The following is a 15,194-nucleotide window of genomic DNA, read 5'->3' on the forward strand; positions in this document are numbered from 1 at the left end:
GATGCGGCTCTGGACCCCAGGGGACGCGTCAGGCGCGCCGGGCCATGCCCAGCACCCGCGCCCGCTTGCGCGGATCGGCGTCGAACAGGGCCGCCAGTTGTTCGGTGATCGCTCCGGCCAACTGATCGGCATCGGTGATGGTGACAGCGTGCTGGTAATACCGCGTCACATCGTGGCCGATGCCGATCGCCAGCAGTTCGACCATGCGCCGCTTCTCGACCATGGCGATCACGTCGCGCAGGTGCTTTTCCAGATAGTTCGCCGGATTGACCGAAAGGGTCGAATCGTCCACCGGCGCCCCGTCGGAGATCACCATCAGGATCTTGCGCGCCTCGGTGCGCCGCACCAGCCGCCGATGCGCCCATTCCAGAGCCTCGCCGTCGATGTTTTCCTTGAGCAGGCCCTCCTTCATCATCAGCCCCAGGTTCGGGCGCACCCGCCGCCAGGGGGCATCGGCCGGCTTGTAGATGATGTGGCGCAGGTCGTTCAGGCGTCCCGGCTGCGCGGGCCGGCCCGCCTGCAACCAGGCCTCGCGCGACTGGCCGCCCTTCCATGCGCGCGTGGTGAAGCCCAGAATCTCCACCTTGACGCTGCACCGTTCCAGCGTGCGGGCCAGAACGTCGGCGCAGATCGCCGCGATGGAAATCGGCCGGCCCCGCATCGACCCCGAATTGTCGATCAGCAGCGTCACCACCGTGTCGCGAAATTCGGTGTCCTTTTCGATCTTGAAGGACAGGGGCGTCGTCGGATTGGCCACCACGCGCGCCAGGCGGCCGGCGTCCAGCACGCCCTCCTCCTTGTCGAACTCCCAACTGCGGTTCTGCTGGGCCTGCAACCGGCGCTGCAACTTGTTGGCCAGGCGGCTGACCGCGCCGCGGAGGGGTTCGAGCTGCTTGTCCAGATAAGCCCGCAGCCGTTCCAGTTCGGCAGGCTCGGCCAGATCCTCGGCCCGGATCTCCTCATCCCAGCCTTGGGAAAAAACCCTGTAGTCGGCGCTTGCATCGCTGACGGGGGGCGGCAGGTCGGGCGGCGTGTCCGCCTCGGACATCTCGGCCTCGTCGGCGGCCTCATCGTCGGACTGGTCGTCCATGCTGACCTGGGCCTGACGCTCGTCCTGCTGCTGTTCCTGCGACCGTTCGGCAGATGCGTCCGAATCCTCGCTGTCGTCCTGGTCGCGGGACTGGTTGTCGCCCGCCTCCTCGTCCTGTTCGGCGTTCTCGTCAGCGTCATCCTCATCCGGCAGGTCGGGATCGTCGCCAAGCTGGTCGCCATAACCCAGATCGCTGATGACCTGGCGCGACAGGCGCGCAAAGGCCGCCTGATCCCCCAGCACCTCGTCAACGTGGGACAGCGACCCGCCTGCCTGCTGTTCGACAAAGGGCCGCCACAGGTCGGCCACATGCTGCGCCCCGGCAGGCAGGGCCCGGCCCGTTGCCGCCTGCCGCAGGATGTATCCGGCGGCGACCGCAAGGGGTGCATCGGCGGGGGCCTTGATCTGGCCATAGCCCTTTTTGTCCGCATCCGCCCCGATGCGGGCGTCGATGTTCGACAGCGCCCCCGGCATGTCGCGCGCGCCCAGGGCCTCGCATCGGGCCGTTTCCATCGCCTCGTACAACTCGCGCGCCATGGGACCGGCGGGGGCGAAGCGGGCGTGGGTTGCGGCGTCGTGGTGGCGCATCCGCATCGCCAGGGCATCAGCGGTGCCGCGGGCCTGCAACACCTCGTCGCGGCCCATCCGGCGGCTGACCTGCGGCAGGCGCATTGTATCGCCCGCCACGCCCGAGGGATCGGCGCTGAAGGTGACGTTCAGATCGCGGTCGTCGGCCAGGGCGCGCGTCGCCTCGGACAGGGCCTTCTTGAAGGGATCGGCAGGATTGTCGGACTTCTTCATGGTTCCTGATAGACCACCGCCGGATCGGTCAGGCAAGGGCCGTTGTGCGAAAACGCGCAGTGGCCTGTGCGCCGCGGCGATGGATCTTTTGCCCATCCGGCCCGAAAATGCCGCTAGGATGGCCTGAATGAACCCCCAAAGGATATCTCCATGACCAAGCCCCGCATTGGCGTCATCATCAGTTCCACCCGCGACAGCCGCTTTGCCGACAAGCCTGCCGGTTGGCTGATGGACAAGGTCGCCGACCATGCCGAACTCGACTTCGAGCTGATCGACCTCAGGAACCAGGATCTGCCGTTCTTCAACGAACCGGCGTCGAACCTGTGGATGCCGTCAAGCGATCCGCGCGCGGTGGCCTGGCAGGAAAAGCTGGCCGGGTTCGACGGGTTCGTGTTCGTGGTGGCCGAATACAACCGGTCCATCACCGGGGCGCTCAAGAACGCCCTGGATCAGGCCTACAAGGAATGGAACCGCAAGCCGTTCGGCGCGCTGGCCTATGGCAGCATGGGGGGCGCGCGGGCGCTGGAGCATCTGCGCCTGATCGGGATCGAGCTTCAGATGGTGCCGCTGCGCAATGCCGTGCATATCGGCGCGGGCGATTTCTTCAAGGTCTCGCCGCTGGGCTCCGATGCCCCCATGTCCGAGATCGAAGGCAATCTGGAAGGATCGTTGAAGGCGATGCTGGAGGAACTGGCCTGGTGGGCCAAGACGCTGCAAACCGCCCGCGGCTGATCGTCGTCGGAAACCCTTGGCAAGGCAGGGGCAGCGCCGCATCCGGCGCTGCCTTTTCCGGGTATCAGAAGCGGTCCAGATAAGTGTCGATGGCGGCCGCGACCTCGCGGCGGATCACCGCGCGGAGATTGGCGGAAAACCGTTCGCCCAGTTCTCCATTCAGTTCGTCCTGCACCATGTCCCGCAGCAGGTCGCGGATTGACTGCTCCTCATCCCGCGCATCGGCCTGCGCCAGCATTTCGGCGTCAAAGGCCGCAGCCTCGGCGGCAAGCCGGGCCACGGGATCGGACGACGCGTCCAGCGGCGAGGCCCAGCCCGACAGGCGCTGATCCGCCGTCCCGCAAGCCGTCCCGACCGCCTGGACAGGCTCGTCAAGCTCGGGACGCATCCGCGCCTTCCAGTCAAAGGCTTCGGCAAAATCGTCGGAATCTTCCTCGGCCGGCGATGCCATCGTCTTTTCAAAGGCATCGGCAGGCTTGGCCGCCACAGCCTGAGGCTCGACCGGTTCGGGGCGCAGCCAGGCGCGCCAGCCGGATGGTTTCTGCGCTGCTGTATCGTCGACCCGGCGTTCGGCGCTCACACGCAGGGGCGCAATCTCGGCTGCGGGAACGGGTGCTGCGGGGGCCGGTGCCGCGACCTTGGGGCCAGGACGCAGGATGAAATGTGGAATGGCAGGCCGGATTTCGGGATCGGCGATCACAGGCGCGGGCGTCGGACGCGCGTTGGTTTCCACCATCTGCCGTGCCAAGGCCGCGTTGCCGCCATGGCGACGGGCCAGGAATTCGCCCGCGTCGTCCGGGATCACCTCTGCAAGCCCGGACGTGCGTTCCGACCGGACCCGGTCGCGCGCATGGCTCAGGGCGTCGTCATCGGCGATCATGCGGCGGATGGCGGACAGGACGTCGCCGATATCCTCGGACAAACGGGCGGCATTCTGCGACATCTGCGGGTCAGCCATGGATGCCCCCGCGGATCGACGGATCAGTTGCGGCCGATTGCCCGAAGCACGCGGTCGAGGCTTTCGCCCTGCTGGCTGGTGTAAGGCGCGTCACGCACGGCGTTGTAGTACTGCGAAGGGTCATATGTCGGAATCCCCAGGTTCAGGTGTTCTACCGTCAGACGACCCATAGCAGCCAGAAGTTGATAATGTGCTAATTGCAGGCTGGCTTCCGCCGTGATCTTGTCGGCCCGCGCCTCGAGCAAGGACTGTTCGGCGTCCAGAACGTCCAGCGTCGTGCGCGCGCCCAGCGACGCTTCCTCGCGCACGCCCTCGTAGGCCTGCTGCGCGGCGTCGATCTGTTGGTCGATGGCCCCGATCTGGGCACGGGCCACGCCGATATTGGCCCATGATTCGCCCACAAGCTGGCTGATCTGGCGCGACACATTCAAAAGGCCGGCGCGGGCCTGGTCACGCTGTGCCATGGCGCGGCGATGCGCCGAGGGCAGGCGCCCCCCCGAATACAGCGTCTGATTCAGCCGCAACCCGACCGAGGCGCTGTTGCGGTTGTCGTATTCCCCCGTCAGTTGCTGGGGACTGCGCGTCACACCTGCGGTGAGATTGCCCGTCAGCGACGGGTTGCGTTCCGCCGCAGCCGCTGCGACGCCCAGTTCGGCCGCCGCCGCCTGGCGTTGCGCCTGCGCGATCAGCGGATGATTGCGCTGCGCGATGGCGCGCGCCTCATCGACCGATCCCGGCAGGCGGGGCAGCGGCGGGGGCGCGTCCAGGCGTTCGGGGAAACGGCCTGTCACCGCCAGATAGGCTTCGCGCGCGATCTCGAGATCGCCCTGGGCTGAGGCCAGCGACGCCTGTGTCGCCGCCAGTTGCGCATCGGCCAGGGCTACGTCGGTCACGGTGATCTCGCCCACGTCGAAGCGGTCCTGGGCCGCCTGCCGTTCCCGACCCAGCACCTCGACCGAGTTCTGTTGCAAGGCCACGCGCTCGGTCGCCTGGCGGATGTCGAAAAAGGCGACGGTGGATGCCAGCAGGATGTCCTGTTCAACCGCAACAAGACCCTGGCGGGTGGCCAGGACCTGTTCCTTGGCCGCGTCGATGGCCAGTTGCGACCGGCCCCAGTCGTAAAGCAGCATCTGCGCGCCGATCTGAAGGGTGGTCGAACGCGCCGTGTTATAGTCCGACAGCCCCTCGGTGCGGCTGACGGTGTGGCTGGCGGTCCAGTCGATCACCGGGCGCAGCGCGGCGATGGCGGTGGCCACGTCCTCATCTGCGGCGCGCAGGACGGCGCGGTTCTGTTCGACCAGCGCGGAATGGCGATAGGCCGCCACCATGGTATCGGCCAGGGATTCAGCGCGGGCCGTGCCGCCGATCACCGTCAGAACAACGGCCGCAATTCCGGCCAGGCGACGTTTTCCGATCATAGCGCAAACCTCCGTTGACGCTTTAACCCCGGCAGCAGCGGCGCCAGCGCGTTGAAGCCATAGCGCCAGTTGACGCGGCCGTGGATGCAATGCCCGACGCGCACCACGCCCAGCGCCCCTTCCAGGAACGGCGCGACGATCCGGCCCCCGTCCTTGAGCTGGCCCAGGATCGCGGGCGGCATCTCCTCGACCCCGCCGTTGACCAGGATGGCGTCATAGGGCCCCTGCTCCGGAGCCCCTTCGGACAGGGGGGCGTTCAGGACGGCAACGTTGAAGACGCCCGCCTCTGACAGGCGGCGCTCGGCCTCGGCGGCCATGTCGGGGTTGTCCTCGATGGCGACGACCGCTTGGACCAGGCGCGCCAGAACGGCCGAGGAATAGCCATAGCCGCAGCCCAGATCCAGAACCAGGTCGTCCGGCTGGGGGTCCAGCAGGTCCACCATCTTGCCCAGGGTGCGCGGCTCCAGCAGGACGCGGCCGCCGCCCAGATCGAGGTTCTCGCCCGAATAGGCCACGGTCCTGAGCGCGGCCGGCAGGTAATCCTCCATGGGGACGGCCAGCATCGCCTCGATCAGGGGAAACCGGGTGACGTCGTTGGGGCGAACCTGCGTGTCCACCATCATGGTGCGCCGCGCGGCAAAGTCGGTCATGTCCGGGAACCTCTGCAAGCCGTTTGGGGCTTATTCGCACGATTTCCCCTGCTGGGCAACGCCGCACGTCCCGTCTTGCGCCCCGCCCGCCGATCCATTATGCCATCCGGACCCTTGGCAACGGCGGGTTGGCGGAGAGGTTACGCAGCGGATTGCAAATCCGTGAAGACCGGTTCGATTCCGGTACCCGCCTCCAGGGGGTCTTGCACGATCTAGCCAGCTACAGGTCCAGCGCCTGCTGGCGGGTGGCGTCCTCCTCCTTGGCAGGCTTGCGAAAGGTATCGGCGCGGGCCAGCGGGATCTGCACGGCCCGGTCGCGCAAAGCTATGGCCTGTTCGATGGTGACGATCTGGATGCGGGGAACCGCGATGGTGGTGCCCGGCAGGGTGTATTGCCCGGCGCCAGCGGCCTCGGTCAGCATGGGACGCGACGGATCAGACAGGGTCAGGAACACGCCGATCGGGGCGCCCTCGCGTTCGATCACGCCACGCAGGTCGCGGATCATCGGATCGCAACCTGTGCTCTTGACCGAGATGATCCGCCTTTGTCGCCGCGGAAACATGAGAAATGAATTTCGGCCGATTTGGTTGACGGCACGACTCCGATGGATCATCTATCCTTTATGAGATCGCGTTCTGTATGCCGCGGAGGTTTCTTGTGGACGACGATAGCGTCATTGGCGCCTTCGGGGAAGAAGATGCTGCTCGCCTGACCGGGCTTTCAGTCGGGCAATTGCGCAGTTGGGACCGGTCTGGCTTTTTGCATCCTAGCTATGCTGCCGAGAACAGGCGTCTTCCCTTCAGCCGGATTTATTCGTTCCGTGACATCGTGTCCTTGCGTGTACTTGGGGAACTTAGAAACAAACACATGGTGTCCATGCAGCACCTGAAAAAGGTGTCGCATAAACTCTCTGGTTTTGGCGACTCCAAATGGACTGCGACGACCCTCTATGTCTTGGGAAAGCGCGTGGTGTTCATCGATCCTCGAACTAACGAGCGCAAGGAGATCGTCAGCGGACAGCGGGTTCTGGACATTCCGCTGAGAATTGCGATCTCTGATGCCCGTTCCGCTATACGATCGCTTAACGAGCGCGAGCAGGGCGAAAAAGGAAAGATCGTTCATGCCAGGTTCGTGTTGCAGAACGAGCCTGTTTTTGCCGGAACCAGGGTTCCAGTAGCTGCTGTGAAGCGCTATCTCGACGCTGGCTTTTCAGCCGCTGAAATAATCAAAGAGTTTCCGGTTCTGACCTTGGATGACATTGAGGCTGCCAAAGCTTGGTCAGACAAGGCCGCTGCCTGAATGGCCAAGCGCCTGGTTCTGTCTTTCTTGACGGACGCCAATGTACCCGACTCAGTCGGCAATGCCTTGATAGAAGCGGGTCACGATGTTGTCCGCGTTCGTGATATCATGGCTGCCGATGCTCCAGATCCAGTCGTTGCAGAGGCGGCAATGCGTGCGAAGCGCATTTTGGTGAGTTGGGATCGCGACTTCAACCAGCAGCGATTCAGAAAAGAACGCTTTGCACAACTTAGCCGGATCGGCTTCTCATGCCCAGAAGAAGAAGGCGCTAGGAGGCTGAGGATTGTCATGGACATGATTGAGTTCACCGTCATCCGGGCTGATGGTTCGCCGATCACCATAACGATAGCCAAGGACAAGATATCCGTTACTTGCTGACCCCGAACCTTCCCGTGTACGCCGACTGGTCGTCCGCGGGGCTACGGAACAGCACGTTGTAGCTGGCGTTGGAATTGAACGGCGGGTCCAGATAGATCAGGTCCACGCTGCTGTCGGTGATGTGGTCGCGCAGCACCCGCAGGTTGTCGCCATAATAAAGATGGTTTGTCACGCCCCCGCCCCCGTTGCATCGGGTCTTGATGCCCGATCAATCGTGAACATCAGGTTAGCGCAGGCTGGCGCGCGCGCAAGACGATGCGGGGGGCAGGGGCGTTTGTCCGGATGGAAACCTGGCAGGGGTTGGGGGACTCGAACCCACGACCCTCGGTTTTGGAGACCGATGCTCTACCAACTGAGCTAAACCCCTGCGGTGAAGGGGTGATAGGGTCTGCCGCCCGCCCCGTCAAGCCGGGAAACGCCGGTCAGGCCCGCCGTCAGAACCGCCAGGACATGCGCAGATGCACAAGCTCCATCCGGAGGTCGGGGTCCAGAAGGCCAAGCCTGCTCATCCGCGCGTCCTCGAATTCCTGGATGGTGTATTCGATCCCCAGGGTCAGCCGGTCCGTCGCCTTCCAGTCGGTGCCCATGCCGAAGACCGGAGCCGTTTCCAGCAGGCCGTCGCCCGACAGGCGCGCCGCGCCGATCACCAGATAGGGCTGAAAGCGGCCCAGATCCACGCCCGCCCTGCCCTTGAGTCGCGCCAGATCGCCGCTGGTGCCCAGGAACCGGCCGAAGTCGGCTTCGATCCCCAGAACATAGGGGCCGAAATCGGTGGCGAAGCCTGCATGAATCCCCAGCGCATGGGTATCGGCGGATGGAACGGTCCGGCCCTGATAGGTCAGGATATTGTCGGTCCGGCCGATCTGCACCCCGGCATGAAAGCCGCCCCAGTCGGACGCATCGGCTGGCGCAGGCAGGGGCGCGGGCATCGTCGGCTCGGCGGCAAGGACGGGTGCCGCAGCCACGGCGCCCAGAACAAGAAGGACATGTTTCAAGGCATTCTCCCAAGGGCCAAAGGCATCGACCCCTTGTTAGGGCAAAATAGTTAGGAAGAGGTTGCGACGGACCCCGATTTCCACCCCCTGCTGCAAGCGGCGTGGTAAGGGGTCACGCGACGGCGTCGTCCGTCAGGAACCCGCCCGATTGACGCGCCCAGAGCCGGGCATACAGCCCGCCGCGCGCCAGCAGATCGGCGTGGCGGCCCTGTTCCACGATGCGGCCCTCGTCCATCACGATCAGCCGGTCCATGGCGGCGATGGTGGACAGGCGATGGGCGATGGCAATCACCGTCTTGCCCGCCATCAGCACGTCCAGGCGCGACTGGATCGCGGCCTCGGCCTCGCTGTCCAGGGCACTTGTCGCCTCGTCCAGGATCAGGATCGGTGCATCCTTCAGCGCCACGCGGGCAATGGCAATGCGCTGACGCTGCCCGCCCGACAGCTTCACGCCGCGTTCGCCGACATGGGCGTCCAGCCCCCGGCGGCCCTGACTGTCGGACAGCATCGGCACGAAATCCTGCGCCTCGGCCATGCGCAGGGCTGCTGCGATCTGCGCCTCGGTCGCGTCGGGGCGTCCATAGGCGACATTGTCGCGGACCGACCGATGCAAAAGCGAACTGTCCTGCGTCACCACCCCGATGGCCGCGCGCAGGCTGTCCTGGGTGACGCGGGCGATGTCCTGGCCGTCGATGGTGATGCGGCCCCCTTCGATGTCGTGGAACCGCAACAGCAGGTTGATCAGGGTCGATTTGCCCGCCCCCGACCGGCCCACCAGCCCGACCCGTTCGCCCGGCGCCACATGCAGGGTCAGGTCGTCCAGCACCGCCATGGGCCGCGCGCCCTCGACACCCCGATAGCGGAAGGTGACGTTGTCGAACCGGACCGCGCCGGGGCCGCGGACCAGGGGCCTGGCATCGGGGGCGTCGCGCACCTCGCGCGGCAGGGCCAGGCTGGCGATGCCGTCGCGCACGGTGCCGATGTTTTCGAACAGGGCGGCGAATTCCCACATGATCCAGTGCGACATGCTGTTCAGCCGCAAGGCCAGGGGCACGGCCACCGCGATGGCGCCCACCTCGACCAGGCCAACGGACCAGAGCCACAGCCCGACGCCCGAGACGGATGCGATCAGGGCCACGTTGATGGTGTTCAGCGCAATGTCCTGGATGCTGGCCAGCCGCATCTGGCGGTAAACGGTCTGCAGAAAGGCGTCCATCCCGTCGCGCATCCAGTCCTCTTCGCGCGAGGAATGCGAGAACAGCTTGACGGTGGCGATGTTGGTATAGCTGTCCACCACGCGGCCCGTCATGCCCGCCCGCGCATCGGCCTGGGCCTGCGCGATCCGCCCCAGCCGGGGAATGAGGATATAGAGCATCCCCCCATAGGCGGCGACCCAGGCCAGAAAGGGCAGCGCCAGCCGCCAGTCCTGTCCGGCCGCCAGAACCAGCGCGCCCAGGAAATAGATCACGACATAGGTGCCCACGTCCGTCACCTTCATCGCCACCTCGCGCACGGCAAGCGCGGTCTGCATCAGCCGCTGGGCAATGCGGCCCGCGAATTCGTCCTGGAAATAGCCGACCGACTGGCGCAGCAGGTATCGGTGCGCGCGCCAGCGGATGCGCTGCGGGAAATTGCCCATCAGCCCCTGATACATCACCAGCGACCCCAGCAGGTTCAGCGCCGGCAGAACCGCCAGCAGCACCAGCGCCATGAAGGCCAGCCGCCCGCCCTGTTCGTCCCAGAACCGGTCGCGCGGGGTTTGCGACAACCGGTCAATCATCTCGCCCAGCCAGCCGAAAAGCATCACCTCGGTCGCGGCGATCAAGGACGAGACCACCGCCAGCAGCGCCAGCCACGGCAATGCCCCCCGGCTGTAATGCAGCACAAAGCGAATCAGCGTCCGCGGCGGCATGTCGGGCGCCTCTGGCGGATAGGGGTCTATGCGTCGTTCGAACCACGCAAACATGGGAAACACCGGGTTGTGGCGGACAGCGCGCCTTGGCCAGGCAGCGCTGGACCACGGCGGGTCCGGTGTCAAGGCGCAGGGTCGCCGCAGGTTCCGTGCAGGCGGGCGGAACGATGCGACGGCAGCGACGTTTCAGCCGTCACACAGCCTGTCACCCGAAAGGACGCGCATCATGGCCATCAAGAACCTTGAAGACCTGTATATTCATCAGTTGAAGGACCTGTACTCGGCCTGCAAGCAGTCCATGTCGGTCGTCACCGAAATGGGCCGCGCCGCCAAATCGCGCGAATTGTCCGAAGCCCTGATCGCCGGCAACCAGGGCATCTCGCGCGGGATGGAGATCCTGGCCGAGATTTGCAACAAGCACGACGCGGATCCTACCGGCGAACATTGCCGGGGCATGGAGGGCCTGGTGATCGAGGCGCGCAAGCATGCCATCGAGGAGGACTTCGGCGACGAGGATACCCAGGACGCCGCCATCATCACGCAATACCAGCGGCTGAGCCATTACGCGATCGCAGGCTATGGCTGCGTGCGGACCTTTGCGAACCGTCTGGGCCATGACGATGACGGGGCCCGGTTGCAGGAATGCCTGGACAACACACACAGCGGCGACGAACACATGACCAGGATTGCCGAAGGGGGCGTCAACCAGGCCGCGGTTGACGGCCAGTAAGGCAGCACGTCCGGGCTGTCGGAATGATCGCCCTGGCAAACCGCAGACGAAACAGGACGGGCATTTCCATGCCCGTCCTTTCCGTGTGAACCGGGCGCGGGCCTTTATACGTTGCCCGCAGCCATTTCCCTTGCGATATGATCCGCCTGCCGGATCGCCAGCGCCACGATGGTCAGCGTCGGGTTTTCCGCCGCCCCGGTGGTGAACTGGCTGCCGTCCGACACGAACAGGTTCGGCACGTCATGGGCCCGCCCGTTGCGATCCACCACGCCGTCCTCGGGACGTTCCGACATGCGGTTGGTGCCCAGGTTGTGCGTGGACGGATAGGGGGGCGTCGGCAGGGTGCGTGTGGCACCGACCGCCTTGTAGATGGCCTGACCCCGGTCATAGGCATGGTTGCGCATCGCCACGTCGTTGGGGTGGTCGCTGAAGTTCACATTGGCGACCTTCAGGCCGAACTTGTCCTCGGTGTCGGACAGGGTGACGCGATTGTCGGCCTGGGGCATGTCCTCACCCACGATCCACATGCCGGCCATGTTCTCATAGCTGTCCAGCGCCGTGGTGAATTCGCGGCCCCAGTTGCCGGGATCCAGGAAGGCCGCCATGAAGGGCAGGCCCAGGGACAGGGTTTCCAACTCGTACCCGCCGACGAACCCGCGCGACGGATCGTGCTTGGCCTCGTCGCGGATGATGCCCGCCATGGTCGTGCCGCGCCACATGCGCACAGGCTTTTCGAAGGTGCCATAGATCGACCCGGTGGTATGACGCATGTAGTTGCGCCCCACCTGGCCCGACTGGTTGGCAAGTCCGTCGGGGAACATGCTGCTGTGCGAATTCAGCAGCAGCCTGGGGCTTTCAAAGCTGTTTCCCGCAACCGCGACGATGCGCGCCTTCTGCATCTGAAGATTGCCGTCCTTGTCGAAGTATTCGACCCCCGTCACCTTGCCGGTGTCGTCGTGCAGGATGCGCGCGACATGCGCGTGGTCGCGCACCTCAAGGTTGCCGGTCGCCTCGCCGCGCGGGATGTCGGTATAGGCAGTGGACCACTTGGCGCCCCACTTGCAGCCCTGGAAGCAGAAGCCGGTCTGCTGGCAGGCCATGCGGTCGTCATAATCGGCGCTGTTGATCGCCATGTTGCCGGTATGGACATCCTTGTAGCCCAGCGCCAGGGCACCCTTTTCGAACACCTTGTAGTTGTTGCTGCCCGGCAGGCGGGCGCGGCCGCCGACGCCGGTCACGCCCAGCTTGGCCTCGGCCTTGTCGTACCATGGCGCCATCTCGGCGGCGTCGATCGGCCAGTCCAAAAGGCTCGCCCCATCGACCGCGCCATAGGTGGACAGCGCCTTCCATTCGTGATCCTGGAACCGCAGCGATGCGCCCGCCCAGTGGATGCTGGTGCCGCCCACCGCCTTGACGATCCAGGCGGGCAGCCCGCTGAAATCCTTGGCGACCCGCCAGTCGCCGCTGGTCGTGCGCGGATCGGTCCAGGCAAGCTGGCCGAAGCTGTCCCATTCGTCGTTAACGTAATCCTCGGGCAGATAGCGCCCGCCCGCCTCGAGGGCCACGACCTTGACGCCCTTTTGCGCCAGTTCGTTGGCCAGCACCCCGCCGCCCGCGCCAGTGCCCACGATGACGACCACGCTGTCGTCGGTCAGTTCGAATTTGGCTGCCTGTGCCATGATGGATGTCCCCCCTACAGCCAGTCGATGTCGTCGAAGCCGCGGTCGATGTAACCGCCCTGAGAGAATGACTCGCCCTCGTAGCCGAAGATCGGCCAGATGTCCTTCTGGTTATAAAGGCCCGTCACCAGCCCGCCCCGAACGGTCTGGAAAAAGGGCGTGTCCTCGATGCTGCGCAGGATCGCGACGCGGTCATCCTCCCACCCGGCGGACAGGTAGCTGTCGAAGCCGGCCTGTTTGGCGGCCTCGTCCAGCATGGCGATGCCTTCGGCCACCACGTCCTTCTGCTCGGGCGAGTCATAGGATTTGACCGCCACGGCATAGAATCGGTCGCCCACCCGGTCATGCGGATAGATGTCGCGCGCCATCTGCAACAGCGTCGCCATCTGGTGTTCGCTGACAGCCGTCACCTCGACCGCCCATGCGGCGTCGGGCGCGGCGATGAAGCCAGGCCCGGCGACCGCCAAGGCACCGGCCGCCACGGCGCGCGACAGCAGTGCACGACGGGTCAGGCCCTGCTTGCGTAATTGGGACATTCTCTCCTCCCTTACCTGTTCTTGCGCCGCCGGGGTCTCCCCTCCCCTGCTGCGCATCATGCGTAACGGCCGCCCCGCTGAATGACCTCGATCTGGTATCCATCAGGATCGGCAATGAAAAAGAACCGCGCGATCACCTCTCCGCCCGGCGCGAAATCGACCAGCTTGCGCGGGGCATGACCAAGATCGGTGATCCGGGCATGTTCGGCATCCACGTCATCGACCGTAAAGGCGACATGGCCATAGCCGTCGCCCAGGTCATAGGGCTCGGTCCGGCCCTTGTTGACGGTCAGCTCCAGCTCGACCTTGCTTTCGCCGTTGGACAGGTAGACCAGCGTGAAATGCGGGAAATCCAGCCGCTCGGCCACCTTCAGGCCAAAGCAGCGGTCATAGAATTCGACCGAACGCGCCTCGTCCAGAACGCGGATCATCGAGTGGACATATTTCGCCATGCCAAGCCCCTGTTGCCTTTTCTTCGCCTCAGGCTAGGGAATCACAGATGGGCGCGGGTAGTATCGGATTACTACAGCCGTCTTTTATTCGCCCCGCTACTCCGCGGCGATGGCCTGCGGCATCTGCTGGTCCTCGCCCAGATGGATGGTGCAGGCACAGCGCAGAAGCGACGTGAAATTGCGCGCCTCGCCATGCAGTTCCAGCACCTCGGCATGGAGTTTCGAGATGAAGGCGGGGGTCGAGACCCCCTCGCGCGCGGCGATGTCGTCCAGAATGTGCCAGAACGCCCGTTCCAGCCGGATCGAGGTCGATTGCCCGTTCAGCCGCAGCCGGCGGGTCACGGTTTCATAGCGGTCGGGGTGCTGCCCCGCGAAGATCTGGCACATCGGCTTGATCCGTCCTTGTTCGCGCCACCGATCTTGCGGCAGAACCCGATGCGGGTCAACGCGGCCTTTTGTCCAGCCGCCGGCCGCCTCAGGCCAGATGCCGGGCAAAGAACTCCAGCGTACGTCGCCAGGCCAGGTCCGCGGCCTCGGGGTCATGACGGGGGGTCGTGTCGTTGTGGAACCCGTGCTGCGTGCCGGGATAGACATGGGCCTGAAAGTCCTTGCCGTGCTGTCGCAACGCCTGCTCGTAGGCAGGCCAGCCCGCGTTCACCCGCTCGTCGGTTTCGGCGAAATGCAGCAGCAAGGGCGCGCGAATCTGCGGCACGTCCGCCGTATCGGGCTGGCGGCCATAAAAGGGCACCGACGCGGCCAGATCGGGATAAGCGACGGCCAGGGCGTTGCAGACCCCGCCGCCGTAGCAGAACCCAACCGCCCCCACCCGGCCGGTCGCATCCGGGTGATCGCGCAGATATTCGAACCCGGCAAAGAAATCCTCCATCAGCCTGGCGGGATCGAGACTGGCCTGCATCTCTCGACCCTGCTCGTCGGTGCCGGGATAGCCGCCCAGCGGGGTCAGCCCGTCGGGGCCAAAGGCCAGATATCCGGCCTTGCCCAGCCGCCGCACAACGTCCTGGATATAGGGGTTGAGGCCCCGGTTCTCGTGCACGACCAGGACCGCGGGCAGCTTGTCCCCCGCATCTGCAGGACGCGCCATCAGCCCCTCGATGCGGCCATGCCCTTGCGGGCTGTCATAGCTGGCGGTTTGCGTGCGGATGGCGGGGTCGTCCGGGTCGACCTGCCGGGCCAAGGCATAGTTCGGTTGCAATGCCTCAAGGATCATGGCGCCGGTGACACCGGCCGCGGCATATTGCCCGGCCTGGCGCAGGAAATCCCGCTTGCTGAGCGCGCCGTGGACGTATCCGTCGAAGATTTCCAGAATGCGCGGATCGAAATCGGCAGCGCGCCTGCGCCCGTCATGTGACATTGAAGGACCTCCGAAGGGATGGTTCATCCTAGCCTTGCACTGGATGCCGTGGTGGTCACGACGACGTGATCCCCCCCGACGAAAGGCCGCCCTTTTGGGGCGGCCCTGTGTGTTGTTGCGAGGGTGGCGCGGGGTTTGGCCCCGCCCCGTCCTTACTTGAGGATCTTGCTGACCACGCCGGCGCCGACGGTG

At 65.3% G+C, this 15,194-nt stretch carries 17 protein-coding genes and 2 tRNA genes; 5 read left to right on the forward strand and 14 right to left on the reverse strand.

From position 1 onward, the window contains the following. Positions 1-28: 28 nt before the first annotated feature. Positions 29-1,891: a cobaltochelatase subunit CobT gene (gene cobT / locus EYE42_RS15450; RefSeq protein WP_130992208.1), complete on the reverse strand. Its 1,863-nt coding sequence runs from the start codon at positions 1,889-1,891 to the stop codon at positions 29-31. A 150-nt stretch (positions 1,892-2,041) separates the two neighbouring features. Between cobT and EYE42_RS15455 the strand changes: the two genes are divergently transcribed. Next, on the forward strand, positions 2,042-2,623 hold the full coding sequence (locus EYE42_RS15455) for an NADPH-dependent FMN reductase (protein WP_130992209.1): 582 nt from the start codon (positions 2,042-2,044) through the stop codon (positions 2,621-2,623). Between the two features lie 64 nt (positions 2,624-2,687). Here the strand turns inward: EYE42_RS15455 and EYE42_RS15460 are convergent, their stop codons facing one another. From EYE42_RS15460 to EYE42_RS15470, 3 genes are read right to left on the reverse strand one after another with little or no spacing between them, the layout of a single operon-like run. Then, positions 2,688-3,581 (reverse strand): hypothetical protein, encoded by an 894-nt coding sequence (locus tag EYE42_RS15460; protein ID WP_130992210.1) that lies wholly within the window; start codon positions 3,579-3,581, stop codon positions 2,688-2,690. A 23-nt stretch (positions 3,582-3,604) separates the two neighbouring features. Next, the gene (locus EYE42_RS15465) at positions 3,605-4,999 is read right to left on the reverse strand and encodes a TolC family outer membrane protein (protein ID WP_130992211.1); all 1,395 of its coding nucleotides are present in this window, start codon (positions 4,997-4,999) and stop codon (positions 3,605-3,607) included. Then, positions 4,996-5,649, reverse strand: a complete 654-nt coding sequence (locus EYE42_RS15470) for a protein-L-isoaspartate O-methyltransferase family protein (RefSeq protein ID WP_130992212.1) — start codon at positions 5,647-5,649, stop codon at positions 4,996-4,998. The genes EYE42_RS15465 and EYE42_RS15470 overlap by 4 nt, the downstream gene beginning before the upstream one ends. 122 nt (positions 5,650-5,771) lie before the next feature. On the opposite strand from EYE42_RS15470, the gene EYE42_RS15475 reads away from it, so the two are divergent. Beyond that, positions 5,772-5,845, forward strand: a tRNA-Cys gene (locus tag EYE42_RS15475). 24 nt (positions 5,846-5,869) lie between these two features. Here the strand turns inward: EYE42_RS15475 and EYE42_RS15480 are convergent. Next, the gene (locus tag EYE42_RS15480) at positions 5,870-6,154 is read right to left on the reverse strand and encodes a hypothetical protein (RefSeq protein ID WP_130992213.1); all 285 of its coding nucleotides are present in this window, start codon (positions 6,152-6,154) and stop codon (positions 5,870-5,872) included. Between the two features lie 152 nt (positions 6,155-6,306). Here EYE42_RS15480 and EYE42_RS15485 point away from each other — a divergent pair, with 152 nt between their 5' ends. Further along, positions 6,307-6,948, forward strand: a complete 642-nt coding sequence (locus EYE42_RS15485; protein ID WP_165455823.1) for a DUF433 domain-containing protein — start codon at positions 6,307-6,309, stop codon at positions 6,946-6,948. After that, complete coding sequence (locus EYE42_RS15490) at positions 6,949-7,326, forward strand: DUF5615 family PIN-like protein (protein ID WP_130992215.1); 378 nt, start codon at positions 6,949-6,951, stop codon at positions 7,324-7,326. Here EYE42_RS15490 and EYE42_RS15495 read toward each other — a convergent pair. The 4 genes from EYE42_RS15495 to EYE42_RS15510 form a co-directional block, all read right to left on the reverse strand. Beyond that, positions 7,316-7,498, reverse strand: a complete 183-nt coding sequence (locus EYE42_RS15495; RefSeq protein WP_246020852.1) for a hypothetical protein — start codon at positions 7,496-7,498, stop codon at positions 7,316-7,318. The genes EYE42_RS15490 and EYE42_RS15495 overlap by 11 nt on opposite strands. Before the next feature lie 119 nt (positions 7,499-7,617). Beyond that, positions 7,618-7,693, reverse strand: a tRNA-Trp gene (locus EYE42_RS15500). A 67-nt stretch (positions 7,694-7,760) separates the two neighbouring features. Then, the gene (locus EYE42_RS15505; RefSeq protein WP_130992216.1) at positions 7,761-8,321 is read right to left on the reverse strand and encodes an outer membrane protein; all 561 of its coding nucleotides are present in this window, start codon (positions 8,319-8,321) and stop codon (positions 7,761-7,763) included. 112 nt (positions 8,322-8,433) lie between these two features. Further along, positions 8,434-10,287, reverse strand: coding sequence for an ABC transporter ATP-binding protein (locus EYE42_RS15510; protein ID WP_130992217.1), 1,854 nt, complete (start codon positions 10,285-10,287; stop codon positions 8,434-8,436). A gap of 172 nt (positions 10,288-10,459) precedes the next feature. On the opposite strand from EYE42_RS15510, the gene EYE42_RS15515 reads away from it, so the two are divergent. After that, a complete protein-coding gene (locus tag EYE42_RS15515) occupies positions 10,460-10,963 on the forward strand; it encodes a ferritin-like domain-containing protein (protein ID WP_130992218.1) in 504 nt (167 codons plus the stop codon). Positions 10,964-11,067: 104 nt separating this feature from the next. Here the strand turns inward: EYE42_RS15515 and EYE42_RS15520 are convergent, their stop codons facing one another. From EYE42_RS15520 to yghX, 5 genes are all read right to left on the reverse strand, one after another. Then, positions 11,068-12,642 carry a GMC family oxidoreductase gene (locus tag EYE42_RS15520; RefSeq protein WP_130992219.1) on the reverse strand — a complete coding sequence of 525 codons (1,575 nt, stop codon included), beginning with the start codon at positions 12,640-12,642 and terminating at the stop codon, positions 11,068-11,070. A gap of 14 nt (positions 12,643-12,656) precedes the next feature. Continuing rightward, positions 12,657-13,178: a gluconate 2-dehydrogenase subunit 3 family protein gene (locus EYE42_RS15525; RefSeq protein WP_130992220.1), complete on the reverse strand. Its 522-nt coding sequence runs from the start codon at positions 13,176-13,178 to the stop codon at positions 12,657-12,659. A 56-nt stretch (positions 13,179-13,234) separates the two neighbouring features. Next, a complete protein-coding gene (locus tag EYE42_RS15530; protein ID WP_130992221.1) occupies positions 13,235-13,630 on the reverse strand; it encodes a VOC family protein in 396 nt (131 codons plus the stop codon). A 96-nt stretch (positions 13,631-13,726) separates the two neighbouring features. After that, a complete protein-coding gene (locus EYE42_RS15535; protein ID WP_130992222.1) occupies positions 13,727-14,017 on the reverse strand; it encodes a ribbon-helix-helix domain-containing protein in 291 nt (96 codons plus the stop codon). 88 nt (positions 14,018-14,105) lie between these two features. Continuing rightward, entirely contained in the window at positions 14,106-15,002 is an 897-nt protein-coding gene (gene yghX / locus EYE42_RS15540) for a YghX family hydrolase (protein WP_130992223.1), read from the reverse strand. Positions 15,003-15,194 lie beyond the last annotated feature (192 nt).

The sequence above is a fragment of the Paracoccus subflavus genome (assembly GCF_004310345.1).
In the GTDB taxonomy this organism is placed as follows: domain Bacteria; phylum Pseudomonadota; class Alphaproteobacteria; order Rhodobacterales; family Rhodobacteraceae; genus Paracoccus; species Paracoccus subflavus.

What these genes read in the sequence shown, in the direction of transcription:
- cobT (WP_130992208.1), bottom strand. Translation starts at nt 1,891, where the DNA reads ATGAAGAAGTCCGACAATCCTGCCGATCCCTTCAAGAAGGCCCTGTCC.
- EYE42_RS15455 (WP_130992209.1), top strand. Translation starts at nt 2,042, where the DNA reads ATGACCAAGCCCCGCATTGGCGTCATCATCAGTTCCACCCGCGACAGC.
- EYE42_RS15460 (WP_130992210.1), bottom strand. Translation starts at nt 3,581, where the DNA reads ATGGCTGACCCGCAGATGTCGCAGAATGCCGCCCGTTTGTCCGAGGAT.
- EYE42_RS15465 (WP_130992211.1), bottom strand. Translation starts at nt 4,999, where the DNA reads ATGATCGGAAAACGTCGCCTGGCCGGAATTGCGGCCGTTGTTCTGACG.
- EYE42_RS15470 (WP_130992212.1), bottom strand. Translation starts at nt 5,649, where the DNA reads ATGACCGACTTTGCCGCGCGGCGCACCATGATGGTGGACACGCAGGTT.
- EYE42_RS15480 (WP_130992213.1), bottom strand. Translation starts at nt 6,154, where the DNA reads ATGATCCGCGACCTGCGTGGCGTGATCGAACGCGAGGGCGCCCCGATC.
- EYE42_RS15490 (WP_130992215.1), top strand. Translation starts at nt 6,949, where the DNA reads ATGGCCAAGCGCCTGGTTCTGTCTTTCTTGACGGACGCCAATGTACCC.
- EYE42_RS15510 (WP_130992217.1), bottom strand. Translation starts at nt 10,287, where the DNA reads ATGTTTGCGTGGTTCGAACGACGCATAGACCCCTATCCGCCAGAGGCG.
- EYE42_RS15515 (WP_130992218.1), top strand. Translation starts at nt 10,460, where the DNA reads ATGGCCATCAAGAACCTTGAAGACCTGTATATTCATCAGTTGAAGGAC.
- EYE42_RS15520 (WP_130992219.1), bottom strand. Translation starts at nt 12,642, where the DNA reads ATGGCACAGGCAGCCAAATTCGAACTGACCGACGACAGCGTGGTCGTC.
- EYE42_RS15525 (WP_130992220.1), bottom strand. Translation starts at nt 13,178, where the DNA reads ATGTCCCAATTACGCAAGCAGGGCCTGACCCGTCGTGCACTGCTGTCG.
- EYE42_RS15530 (WP_130992221.1), bottom strand. Translation starts at nt 13,630, where the DNA reads ATGGCGAAATATGTCCACTCGATGATCCGCGTTCTGGACGAGGCGCGT.
- EYE42_RS15535 (WP_130992222.1), bottom strand. Translation starts at nt 14,017, where the DNA reads ATGTGCCAGATCTTCGCGGGGCAGCACCCCGACCGCTATGAAACCGTG.
- yghX (WP_130992223.1), bottom strand. Translation starts at nt 15,002, where the DNA reads ATGTCACATGACGGGCGCAGGCGCGCTGCCGATTTCGATCCGCGCATT.